We start from the raw sequence: 12,514 nt of genomic DNA on the forward strand, positions 1-12,514 counted from the left end.
GGCCGAACGGACAGCAAGGCAAGCAGCAAGGAAACGACGTGGCGCAAAACTCCGCGAAATCGAAAACGAAGAAGGCGTCAACGGCCAGGCGGAGGCTGCGGGTAGGCCTTGCGTTGATGCTGACCTTGCTCCTGGTGGTCGGTGGCAAGCTGTTCCTCGTCCAGGGCCTCGACGTCGGTGGCATGGCCGAAGCCGGGATCAACAAGCGCCTCACACCCGTCGAGCTCCCGGCCGAGCGCGGCCAGATCCTTGATTCCAACGGCACGGTGCTGGCCAGCAGCGTGATCCGCTATGACATCGTGGCGGACCAGAGGGTTAACACCAACACCCCGGAATTCGGGCGCTACAACTCATCCACCGAGAAAGTGGACACCGTCAGCCGCGAACAGGGCATCAAGGACCTGGCCGCGGCACTGGGAACCGACGCGGCGGCGTTGACCACCTCGCTCACGGGGGACAAACCCTATGTGGTCCTGGCCCGCGAGGTGAAGCCGGACCTGGAGGACGTCATCTCGAAGCTGTCCATTCCCGGGGTCGTGTCCAAAGCCATCAGCAAACGCGTGTACCCCAACGGCAGCGTGGCCGGCGGTGTCATCGGCTTCCTCCAGGACGGCACCTCCGGCCAGGCCGGCATCGAACAGACGCAGGACGAAGCGCTGCGCGGAACTCCCGGCAAGCGCGTGTTCGAGATCGGCGCCGACGGGCTGCGCATTCCGGTGGCGACCGACGAACTCACGCCCGCCGTCGACGGCAAGGACGTGAAGCTGACGCTCAACACGGACCTGCAGTACTTCGCGCAGCAGGCCATCCAGACCCAGGTGAACAACCTCAACGCGCAATGGGGTTCGATCGTCGTCATGGACGCCAGGACGGGCAACATCATTGTCATGGCCGACACCAACGCTCCCGACCCCAACAACCCGGGTGGCGTCGCCGCTGAGGACCGGGGCGTACGGTCGGTCACGGCGGCCTACGAGCCCGGCTCGGTGGAGAAGATGATCACCGCTGCCGCCGCGATCGAGGAAGGCAAGGCCAGCCCGCTGGACACCTTCACGATCCCGCCGGCGTACACGATCGACGGCGAGACTTTCACCGATGCCTTCGACCACGGCACCGAGAAGCGGACCCTCGCCGGCATCCTGGGCTGGTCGATGAATACCGGAACGGTGATGGTCGGCAGCCGGCTGAGCAAGCAGCAGCGCTACGACTGGCTCAAGAAGTTCGGCATCGGGGAAGCTCCGGACATCGGCCTGCCCTCCGAAGCCAAGGGCATCCTGGCCAAGCCGGACCAGTGGGACAACCGCCAGCAGTACACGGTGCTGTTCGGCCAGGGCGTCTCTCAGTCCACCTTGCAGACCGTCCGGGCCTACCAGAGCGTCGCCAACGACGGCGTCATGCTGCAGCCCCGGCTGATCGACAGCTACATCTCCCCGGACGGCACGGAAGAAAAGGTCCCCGCCAAGGAATCCCGCCGGACCGTCAGCAAGGAAACCGCCAAGAAGGTCCGCGACATCCTCGAGAGCAACGTCACCGAAGGCCAGATCAAGGAAGCCGCGGTGGACGGTTACCGGGTGGGCGCCAAGACCGGCACCTCCCAGGCTCCCCGAGAGGACGGCCTTCCCGGCTTTGACGGCTACACGGCCTCCATGGTGGCCATGGCCCCCATGGACAACCCGCGCTTCATTGTCGAGGTGGTGGTCCAGCGCCCGAAGGGGAACATCTACGGCATCACCAACGGGCCGGTCCTGCGTTCAGTCCTCGGCCAGGTCCTGCGCACCTACAACGTTCCACCGTCCACCGGGACCCCGGCCCGGTTCCCCCAGTTCGCCAAATAAGCCAGTCCGAGAAGTAGCCGCACAGCCCGCCGAGTAAGCTTGTGTGGCAGTTGCCCGGCCACACCCTGAGTCCATTTACACCGATCCATCCGCGCCGCGTAGCGCGGCCGTCCGCCTGAAACATCGGGCCCGGCAGCACGCGGCCAGTTCCACGAGCACCATCGGAGACCCACCTTGCCAGAGCAGAATGACGCCGTTCAGATCCCACCCGGGACCCATACGACGGCGGGAAGCACGGCCGCCGGGCACAGCGGGTTCCGGCCCGCCCGGGTGGTTCCGGTGCCGCTGCGCGAGATCGCCGCGTCGCTGGGAGTCGAGGTCTCCGAGGCGGACGCGGCCGTTACGGTCACGGGCGTCTCCCTCAACTCCCGCGCCGTGGAGCACGGCGACCTGTACCTCGCCTTGCCCGGCGCGAGCCGGCACGGGGCGGAATTCGCGGCGCAGGCGGTAACCGCGGGGGCGGTCGCGATCCTCAGCGACCACGACGGCGCCAAGCGGCTGCTGGCCGACGGCGGCCCGGGCGTTCCGGTGCTGTCCGTCCGCGAGCCGCGTACCGCCGTCGGGCCGGTTTCCGCGCTGGTCTACCGCAGCCAGCCGGCGGGGGAGGACTCGCCGACCCTCTTCGGCGTGACCGGCACCAACGGCAAGACCACCACCACCTACTTCATCAACTCCCTGCTGCGCGCCCTGGGCAAGACACCGGGCCTGATCGGGACCATCGAAATCCTGGCCGGCGCCGAAGCGATCCCCAGCCTGCTGACCACCCCTGAATCCCCGGACGTGCACGCCTTGCTCGCCCTGATGCGGGAGCGGGGGCTGGACGCGGCCTCCATGGAAGTCTCCTCCCACGCGGTGTCCTACCGGCGCGTGGACGGGGTGATGTTCGACGTCGCCGGCTTCACCAACCTCACCCAGGACCACCTGGACCTGCACGGCAGCATGGAGGAGTACTTCCGCACCAAGGCGGAGCTGTTCACCCCGGCACGCTGCCGCCGCGCGGTGGTGATCGTCGACGACGAGTGGGGCCGCACCCTCGCCGCCGAAGCGACGGTTCCGGTCACCACGCTGTCCCTGCAGGGCAAACGCGAGGCGCCGGACGCGGACTGGACCCTTGTCTCCAGCACCCCGCGCGGCCTGGGGAACGGTTTCGTGCTCCGGCACCGCGACGGCGGGGAACTGCGGGCGCGCACGGCCCTGCCCGGGGACTTCAACATCGCCAACGCTGCCCTGGCCACCATCATGGTCCTGGCCTCCGGTGTAGGCCGTGACGCACTCCAGGCCGCTCTCGACGAGCAGGACCCGTTCGCGGTCGCCGTGCCCGGCCGCATGCAACTGGTGTCCGAAGCGCCGGCCTCGGTGGTCGACTTCGCGCACAACCCCGATGCCCTCGCCCGCGCCCTTGAAGCGGTGCGCTCCCGCGAGGAAGGCTCCCGGGTGATCGTCGTCTTCGGCGCCACCGGCCAGCGCGACCAGGGCAAGCGCCCCACTATGGGCGCGATCGCCGCCCGGCTGTCCGACGTCGTGATCATCAGCGACGACGACCCCCACGACGAGGACGCCGCCGCGATCCGCGCCGAGGTGCTGGCCGGCGCTGTCGCCGCCCGGGACGCCGAGCAACTGCGCTGCGAAATCGTCGAGTCCTTCCCGCGCGACGTGGCGATCCGCAAGGCGGTGGAACTCGCCACCGAAAAGGACACCATCCTGGTGGCCGGGCGCGGCCACGAAATCTGGCAGGAAGTCAAAGGGGTCAACCTCGCCCTCGATGACAGGGAGGAACTGAAGGCCGCCTTGACAGCCAGGGGATTCCGGGTTCCAGCAGACGAGCGGATAGAGTCCTAGACCGAGATGATTGCACTGACAGCGGCGGAAATCGCCCACATCACCAATGGAACCCTTGCCTCCGATCCGGGGATTGTCCCCCTTTCTGTGGTGACGGACTCCCGCGAAGCAGAAGCCGGGTCGCTCTACGTCGCCAAGCCGGGAGAACACGCGGACGGTCACAACTTCGTCGGAGCCGCCTTCGACAACGGGGCCGTGCTGGCCCTCTGCGAACGCGAAGTGACCGACGCCGAAGGCCGGCCGTACCCCGCGGTCATCGTCGAGGACGCCGTGCTGGCCATGGGCGCCCTCGCCGCCGAAGCAGTCCGCCGGATCCGCGCCGAACGTGCGGCTGCCGGGGAAGAGTTCACCGTGGTCGGGATCACCGGTTCCGCGGGCAAGACCACCACCAAGGACCTGCTGGCCGGAATCCTCTCCAAGGCCGGGCAGACTGTGGCGCCCAAGGGTTCCTACAACGGCGAAGTCGGCGTCCCCCTGACGGTGTTCACGGCAGACGCCGGCACCCGGTACCTCGTGATCGAAATGGGCGCCACCGGAATCGGCCACATCGAATACCTGGCCGGCATGGTCAAGCCCGATATCGGCGTCGTGCTCGTGGTGGGCACGGCCCACGCCGGCGAGTTCGGCGGCGTCGAGAACATCGCCAAAACCAAGGGCGAACTGCTCGAGGCCCTCGGCACGGACGGCACGGCCGTCATCAACCTGGACGATCCACGGGTTGCCGCCATGGCCCCGCGTACCGTTGCCCCGATCCTGGGCACCAGCTCCGCCGGCGCGCCAGGTGCCGCCGTCGAGGCCCGCAACGCGGACATCGACGCCCTGGGCCACCCGGAGTTCGACCTTGTACTGCCCGACGGCGCCGGGCCACGTCCAGTGCGCAGCAGGCTGATCGGCGCACACCACCTGGGGAACCTGCTCGCGGCCGCGGCTGCCGCCTACGCCGCGGGCATTCCCGGCGACGACATCGCCGCCTCGCTCTCGGAGCAGACCGCCGCGAGCCGCTGGCGCATGGAACGCACCGAACGCGCGGACGGCGTCACCGTGATCAACGACGCCTACAACGCGAACCCGGAATCCATGCGGGCCGCCCTGCGCACCCTGGCGGACATCGGCCAGGGCCGGCGCACCTGGGCCGTCCTGGGTGCCATGCTCGAACTTGGCGAGGACTCGATCCGGGAACACACGGCCATCGGCACCCAGGTGGTGCGGCTGAACATTTCGCGGCTCCTGGTGGTGGGGCGTGAGGCGCGGGCCCTGTACATTTCGGCCATCCAGGAGGGCTCCTGGGGCGACGAATGCGTCTTCACCGAAACCGCTGACGAAGCCTTCGCGCTCCTCCAATCGCAGCTGGAACCGGGGGACCTCGTGCTGTTCAAGTCCTCGAACGGCGTGGGGCTGCGGCATCTGGGGGATCGGATAGCATTAGCCCCACGGGCGGGGACGATCGTGGACACTGCGGCTGTGGCTGCCAATGAAGGGAACGAGCTGCTGTGATTGCACTGTTGATCGGCGCAGGCGTCGCCCTCCTTGTGGCCTTGATCGGCACCCCGCTGTTCATCCGTTTCCTGGTCCACAAAGGCTACGGACAATTCATCCGCGACGACGGGCCCACCTCGCACCACACCAAACGCGGAACCCCCACGATGGGCGGCACCGTGGTGGTCGCGGCGGTGCTCATCAGCTATGCCGTGACCCACCTGATCATGTGGATGATGAACCCTCGGTCGCCCGGTCCTTCCGCCTCCGGGCTGCTCCTGCTGTTCCTCATGGTCGGCATGGGCTTCGTGGGCTTCCTGGATGACTTCATCAAGATCTCCAAGCAGCGCAGCCTCGGCCTGAACGCCAAGGCCAAGCTGATCCTGCAGGCCGTGGTTGGCATCGCCTTCGGCATCCTGGTGCTGCAGTTCCCCAACGCGGACGGCATCACCCCCGCGTCCTACCAGATCTCCCTGGTCCGCGACATTCCCTGGCTGAACCTTGCCTTCGGCGGCACCGTGCTCGGGGCTATCCTCTTCGTGGTCTGGTCGAACCTGATCGTCACCGCGGCCACCAACGGCGTCAACCTCACCGACGGTCTCGACGGGCTCGCCGCGGGTGCCTCCATCATGGTTTTCGGCGCCTACACCCTCATGGGGATCTGGCAGAACAACCAGGCCTGCGGCTCGCCCAGGGAAACAGGCAGCGGCTGCTACCTGGTCCGCGACCCCCTGGACCTCGCGCTGCTCGCAGCCATCATGAGCGCCGCCCTGGTGGGCTTCCTGTGGTGGAACACCTCTCCGGCGAAGATCTTCATGGGCGACACCGGTTCCCTGGCCATCGGCGGCGCCGTGGCCGGCTTCGCCATCCTGTCCCGCACCGAACTGCTGCTGGGCATCATCGGGGGACTGTTCGTGCTGATCACCCTCTCGGTGATCATCCAGGTGGGCTACTTCAAGGTCACCAAGGGTAAACGCTTCTTCAAGATGGCCCCGCTGCAGCACCACTTCGAGCTCAAGGGCTGGGCCGAGATCACCGTGGTGGTGCGCTTCTGGATCCTCTGCGGCCTCTTCGTCGCCGCCGGGCTCGGTATTTTCTACGCTGAATGGGTGGTGCTGCTGTGAACACGAACGACCGGCACGGAAACGACCGGCTCAAAGACCTCACTAGCTGGGACGCGGACTGGCGCGGCCTGCGCGTAGTGGTCACCGGCATCGGCGTCTCCGGATTCTCCGCGGCCGACACCCTGATCGAACTCGGTGCCCGCGTGGTGGTGGTCGACGCCGCCACCACGGCGAAAGCCGAGGCCCAGGCGGACACCCTGAAGATCGTCGGCGCCGTGGACGTCCTCCTCGGACCGAACGCCGTGCTCACCATCCCCGAGATCGACGGCGAGAAACCCGAGCTCGTGGTGACCTCGCCGGGATGGCGGCCGGACCAGGCCCTGCTCGCCGCGGCGAAGCGCGCGCACATCCCGGTGTGGGGCGACGTCGAACTCGCCTGGCGGCTGCGGGAGCGCAAGGGCCGCAAGACGGCGGACTGGCTCACCATCACCGGTACGAACGGCAAGACCACCACGGTGGGCATGACCGAATCCATGCTGCAGGCCGCGGGCCTGAAGGCGATCGCTGTCGGCAACGTCGGCACCCCGATCCTGGACGCCCTGCGCGACCCGGTCGACTACGACGTGTTCGCCGTCGAGCTTTCCAGCTTCCAGCTGCATTGGAGCCACACCCTCTCCCCGGCGGCGAGCGTCTGCCTCAACGTGGCCGAGGACCATGTGGACTGGCACGGCTCCTACGACGCGTACCTGGCGGACAAGGCCAAGGTCTTCGAGAACACGCGGATCGCCTGCATCTACAACGCCGAGCAGATCGAAACCGAACGCATGGTGGAGAACGCCGACGTCATTGAGGGCTGCCGGGCTGTCGGCTTCACCACGGTGACCCCGGCCATCAGCATGCTCGGCGTCGTCGAGGGCCTCCTGGTGGACCGGGCATTCATCCCCGAACGCAAGGACTCCGCCGCGGAGCTCGCCGCCCTGTCCGACCTCGGCCCGGTAGCGCCCCGCCACCTCGTGGCCAATGCGCTGGCCGCCGCGGCGCTGGTGCGGGCCTACGGCGTGGAACCGGCAGCGGTGCGTGAAGGCCTCAAGCACTACCTCCCCGGCAAGCACCGCATCCAGCCCGTCAGCAAGCACGGCGACGTCCTATGGATCAACGATTCCAAGGCCACCAACCCGCACGCCGCTGCCGCAGCCCTCGCCGCCTTCGAGAACGTGGTGTGGATCGCCGGCGGACTGTCCAAGGGCGTCAACTACGACGACCTCGTCAGGGACCAGGCCCACCGGCTCAAGGCCGTGGTGCTCATCGGCACCGACACGGCCGCCCTGGAAGCCTCCCTTCAGCGACACGCAGCGGATGTCCCCGTGATCGGGCAGCCCAGGAGCGAAACTGAAGAGGCGCGGACCTCCGGTACAGATGGATCGGGCAAGGACGTTCCGCCGATCTTCGGGGACACCGTGATGGCCCAGGCCGTCGCCGCGGCCGCCCGGATCGCCGTCCCGGGCGATACGGTGCTGCTGGCACCGGCGGCCGCGTCCATGGACCAGTTCTCTTCCTACGCCCACCGGGGAGACGCTTTCATCCAGGCAGTTCGCGATCTCGTGGAAGGCGATCCCGCGGAAGGCAAGGCACAGACCACCGAGGAGTAGCAATGGTCACCACGCCCACCCGCCAGGCGCCGGCCAGGAAGCCGGCCCGGCAGAGGCCGGGGCTTCGGGACCGGTTCCGGAGGCTCTGGGACGGCATCGAGGGCAAGGGCGCGGTAGCCAACAGCTCCACCTACTACCTGATCCTGGGCTGTACCCTCGCGCTCACCGCGATCGGCATCATGATGGTGCTCTCCGCCTCCAGCGTGGAAGCCATCTCGGTGGGCCGGTCGCCCTACGCGGACGCCATGAAGCAGGCCACCTTCGGCGTGATCGGCGTGATCGCGATGTACCTCATTTCGCGGACCAACGTGACGTGGATGAAGCGGCTTTCGTGGCCGGCCCTGGGCATCGTCATGGTCCTCCTGGTCCTCGTCCAGGTGATCGGCCGCAAGACCCTCGGCAACCAGAACTGGATCGATGTCGGCGGCGTCAGCATCCAGCCCTCGGAAATCGCCAAGCTCGTCCTCTGCGTCTGGATCGCCACGGTCCTGGCCCGGAAGGAGAAACTGCTCCACCGCTGGATGCACGTGATCATCCCGGTGGTGCCGGGAGCCGGCCTGGTTCTTGGCCTCGTCCTGCTGGGCAACGACCTCGGTACGGCCATCGTGGTGATGGCAATCATCGCGGCGGGGCTGTTCTTCGCGGGCGTGCCCGGGAAGATGCTGGCCATCGCGGGTGCGGCCGGGGCGGTCGCGGCCACCGTCCTCACCCTCAGCAGCCCCAACCGCATCTGCCGCATTACCTCCTGGCTTGGCAATGCCTCGGACAGCTGCAAGGCGCAGTTCGACTTTGACTTCCAGTCCACCAACGGGATGTATGGCCTGGCCCAGGGCGGCTGGACCGGCCTTGGCCTCGGCCAGAGCCGGCAGAAATACAACTGGCTCCCCGAAGCCCACAACGACTTCATTTTCGCAATCATCGGCGAGGAACTGGGCCTGCTGGGCACCATCGTGGTCCTGCTGCTTTTCGCGATCCTGGGCATCGCGATCTTCCGCGTGGTGATCCGCCAGACCGATCCCTTCCAGCGCACCCTGGCCGGCTCGATCATGGTCTGGCTGCTGGGCCAGGCAAGCATGAACATGGCCGTCGTCACCCAGCTCCTGCCGGTCATCGGTGTGCCCCTGCCCTTCATTTCCTACGGCGGCTCGGCCCTGTTGATGTCCCTGTGCGGCGTGGGCGTAGTGTTGTCCTTGGCCCGCGCCCAGATCGCGCCAGGCAAACGTCCCGGCCTGTGGCGCCGATCCAACAAAACTGCACGAAAGCGTAAATAGCACTTCATGAATTCCCAGCCCGAGGAAACCCAAACCAGGCGAACACAGCCCAAACCACTGTCCGTGGTGCTTGCCGGAGGCGGAACCGCCGGCCACATCAGCCCGATGCTCGCCATCGCCGACGCCCTGAAGGCCATCCGCCCGGACGCCGCCATCCTCACGGTCGGCACCGCCGAAGGCATGGAGACCCGGCTGGTCCCGGCCGCGGGCTACGAACTGGCCACCATCGGCCGGGTCCCGTTTCCGCGGCGGCCGTCCCTCGCGGCGCTGAAGTTCCCGGCCCGTTTCGCCGGGGCCGTGAAGCAGGCCGGCCGCATCCTGGACCAGGCCCGGGCCGATGTGCTGGTGGGCGTTGGAGGCTACGTGTGTACCCCGATGTACCTGGCCGCCCGGAAACGGAAGATCCCCATCGTCATCCACGAAGCGAACAGCCGCCCCGGGCTGGCGAACAGGGTGGGGGCCCTGTTCAGCCACCACGTTGCCGTTGCCTTTCCCGAAACCAAGCTGAGGCATGCCCGCCACGTGGGCATGCCCATGCGCAAGGCGATCTCGGGCCTGGACAGGACCTCGGCCCGCGCGGATGCCCGCCGCGCCCTGGGCCTGGACGACGAACGGCCGGCCCTGGTCGTGACCGGCGGATCCTCCGGTGCCCAAAGCATCAACCGCACCATCGCGGACGCCCTGGCCGCCCTCGCGGCAGCCGGAGTCCAGACCCTGCACATCACCGGCCGCGGCAAGGAAGTCACGGACGACGCCGGCGCGCCGCTCAGCGCCGAGGGTTACCGGCAGGTCGAATACGTGGATGGCATGGAGAACGTCTACGCCGCCGCCGACGTCCTGCTGGCCCGTGCCGGCGCCGCGACGGTAAGCGAGGTGGCCGCCGTCGGCGTTCCCGCCGTGTTCGTTCCGCTCCCGGTGGGCAACGGTGAACAGGCATTGAACGCCCGGGCGCTGGTGGCGGGCGGCGCCGCGCTCATTGTTGACGACAAGGCACTCACCGCCGGTTGGCTCGAGCGGGAGCTCATCCCGTTGCTGCGCGACCGGCAGCGCCTGGAAGACATGGCCGCCAGGGCCGAAAGGCTCGGCATCAGAAACGCCGATCAGCGCATGGCTGATCTTGTCCTGGAAGCGGTATCGGAATGACCCAGCCCATCGCAGACCTCAGCTCCCTCGGCCGGGTGCACTTCATCGGGATCGGCGGCGTCGGAATGTCCGCCGTCGCCCGGATCATGGTCGCCCGCGGCGTCACCGTCAGCGGCTCCGACGCCAAGGATCTTCCCGTGATGCGCGAGCTGGCCACGGCAGGCGCGCGCATCGCCGTCGGCTACGCGGCGGAAAACCTGGGCGACGCCCAGACCGTCGTGGCAGGTTCCGCCATCCGGGAGGACAACCCGGAACTGCTCGCCGCCCGGGCCGCCGGCCTGCCGGTGCTGCACCGCTCGGAAGGACTTGCCGCCACCATGGGCACAGACCGCGTGGTGGCTGTCGCCGGAACCCACGGCAAGTCAACCACCACCTCGATGGTGACGGTGCTGCTGCAGCAGGCGGGCCTGGATCCCTCCTTCGCGATCGGCGCCAACGTGCCGGCGCTCGGCGTCAATGCCGCCAGCGGCAGTTCCGACATCTTCGTGGCCGAGGCCGACGAATCCGACGCGTCCTTCCTGAACTACCGCCCGTTGATCTCCATCGTCACCAATGTCGAGGCCGACCACCTTGACCACTACGGCACGCCCGAAGCCGTCTTCGCCTCCTTCGACGCCTTCGCTGCGCTGCTGCCGGAACACGGGCTGCTGCTCACCTGCGCTGACGACGACGGCGCACGCGCCCTCGCTGCCCGGGTCCGGGCCGCCGGCACCACGCGGGTCATGACGTACGGGACTGCCGAGGACGCCGACATCCGCCTGGAGGACGAAGGCGCAGGGGGCAGCTGGATCAGCCTGGCGGGCGAAAAGCAGCGCCTCGTGCTGCAGGTCCCCGGCCGCCACAATGCGCTCAACGCGGCAGCTGCTTTCGCCGCCGCCGTCGAGCTCGGGGTTGAACCCGCGGCTGCCGCCGCCGCCCTGGCCCACTTCAGCGGCGCGGCCCGCAGGTTCGAATTCAAGGGCGAAGGCAGGGGAGTGCGGGTCTACGACGACTACGCCCACCACCCCACGGAGGTCCGCGCCGCCCTTTCCGCCGCGCGCACCGTCGCGGCCGGCAACAAGGTACACGTTCTTTTCCAGCCGCACCTGTTCTCCCGGACCCGCGAATTCTCCCGGGAGTTCGCGGAGGCCCTGAACCTGGCGGACACGGCACTGGTCCTGGACATCTATCCCGCCCGGGAGGACCCCATTCCCGGCGTCACCAGCGCGCTGATCACGGAGCACCTGCGCTCCGGCCGGCTCGTCGGCGCCGATGACGCCGTCGGGCAGATCGTCGCCAGGGCAGGGGAGGGCGACATCATCCTCACCGCCGGCGCCGGCGACGTCACGGCCTACGGGCCCCTCATCGTGGAGCGGCTGGGTGGCTAGCACCCGGAAGCCCACCTTCAAGCCGGGCTCCGGCGATAAGGCGGGGGCAAATGCAGGAGCCGGGGTGATCAGTGCCGAGCGGACGGTTGAGACGCCTGCGCCTGGTTCCCCGCCCGCAGCGAAGGACAAATCCGCGAAAGTCCTCGCCTTCCCGGAACCCAAGGGGCGGAAACGGAAACGGATCGTCCTCACCGCTGCCGCCGTGGTGATCGCCCTGGTGGCGGCGCTGCTGGCCGCCGCCGTCTACTCACCCATGCTCGCCGTCCGCACGGTCACCGTGGACGGCACCAAGCTGCTGAAGGCCGACGCAGTGCGGAAGGCGCTCGCCCCGGTGGAGGGGACGCCCCTGCCGCAGATCGACGACGCCGAAATCACCCGGCTGCTCAAGCCGCTGGTCCAGGTGCGTTCCGTCAGCACCGAGGCCCGGCCGCCGTCGACCCTCCTTGTCCACGTCGTGGAACGGGTGCCGGTGGCGCTGCTGAAAAAGGGCGGCAGCTACCTGCTGGTGGACGTGGACGGGGTCCAGCTGGGCTCCACCACGGACCCGGCTTCCGTACCGCTGCCCCTGATCGAGGGCAACGCCGCCAAGGCCGAGCTGTTCACGGCAATCACGGCCGTTCTCGCAACCCTGCCAGCGGACGTCCTGGCGAAGATGGCCAGCGCCTCGGCCAAGTCACCCGACGCCGTCGAGCTCAGGCTCATCGACGGCAAGACAGTTGTGTGGGGCAACGCGGAGGAGAAGGAGCTCAAAGCCCGCGTGCTCGAAGCGCTCCTCAAGGCGCCGGCGGATCCGAAGGTTCCGGTGAACGTCTATGACGTTTCCGCGCCGCGGCACCCGCTGACGAAGTAGCCTTTCGGGGGCGGGAGAGC

9 protein-coding genes are annotated in these 12,514 nt (G+C 68.2%); all 9 read left to right on the plus strand.

Going from position 1 to position 12,514, the window contains the following annotated elements; genetic code table 11:
• Positions 1–116 precede the first annotated feature (116 nt).
• Complete coding sequence (locus BLP88_RS15165; RefSeq protein WP_139163411.1) at positions 117–1,835, plus strand: peptidoglycan D,D-transpeptidase FtsI family protein; 1,719 nt, start codon at positions 117–119, stop codon at positions 1,833–1,835.
• A 201-nt stretch (positions 1,836–2,036) separates the two neighbouring features.
• Entirely contained in the window at positions 2,037–3,674 is a 1,638-nt protein-coding gene (locus tag BLP88_RS15170) for a UDP-N-acetylmuramoyl-L-alanyl-D-glutamate--2,6-diaminopimelate ligase (RefSeq protein ID WP_074590601.1), read from the plus strand.
• Between the two features lie 6 nt (positions 3,675–3,680).
• Positions 3,681–5,168 carry a UDP-N-acetylmuramoyl-tripeptide--D-alanyl-D-alanine ligase gene (locus tag BLP88_RS15175; RefSeq protein WP_074590540.1) on the plus strand — a complete coding sequence of 496 codons (1,488 nt, stop codon included), beginning with the start codon at positions 3,681–3,683 and terminating at the stop codon, positions 5,166–5,168.
• Entirely contained in the window at positions 5,165–6,274 is a 1,110-nt protein-coding gene (gene mraY / locus BLP88_RS15180; protein ID WP_074590542.1) for a phospho-N-acetylmuramoyl-pentapeptide-transferase, read from the plus strand. Before BLP88_RS15175 ends, mraY begins: the two co-directional genes overlap by 4 nt.
• On the plus strand, positions 6,256–7,863 hold the full coding sequence (murD, locus tag BLP88_RS15185) for a UDP-N-acetylmuramoyl-L-alanine--D-glutamate ligase (protein ID WP_074590543.1): 1,608 nt from the start codon (positions 6,256–6,258) through the stop codon (positions 7,861–7,863). Before mraY ends, murD begins: the two co-directional genes overlap by 19 nt.
• A 2-nt stretch (positions 7,864–7,865) precedes the next feature.
• A complete protein-coding gene (gene ftsW, locus BLP88_RS15190; protein ID WP_074590544.1) occupies positions 7,866–9,134 on the plus strand; it encodes a putative lipid II flippase FtsW in 1,269 nt (422 codons plus the stop codon).
• A 6-nt stretch (positions 9,135–9,140) separates the two neighbouring features.
• Entirely contained in the window at positions 9,141–10,277 is a 1,137-nt protein-coding gene (murG, locus tag BLP88_RS15195) for an undecaprenyldiphospho-muramoylpentapeptide beta-N-acetylglucosaminyltransferase (RefSeq protein ID WP_074590546.1), read from the plus strand.
• Positions 10,274–11,644 carry a UDP-N-acetylmuramate--L-alanine ligase gene (gene murC, locus BLP88_RS15200; RefSeq protein WP_074590548.1) on the plus strand — a complete coding sequence of 457 codons (1,371 nt, stop codon included), beginning with the start codon at positions 10,274–10,276 and terminating at the stop codon, positions 11,642–11,644. Before murG ends, murC begins: the two co-directional genes overlap by 4 nt.
• A complete protein-coding gene (locus BLP88_RS15205; protein ID WP_074590549.1) occupies positions 11,637–12,494 on the plus strand; it encodes a cell division protein FtsQ/DivIB in 858 nt (285 codons plus the stop codon). The genes murC and BLP88_RS15205 overlap by 8 nt, the downstream gene beginning before the upstream one ends.
• The last annotated feature ends 20 nt before the right edge of the window (positions 12,495–12,514 follow it).

The organism is Arthrobacter cupressi (genome assembly GCF_900099975.1).
Classification (GTDB): domain Bacteria; phylum Actinomycetota; class Actinomycetes; order Actinomycetales; family Micrococcaceae; genus Arthrobacter; species Arthrobacter cupressi.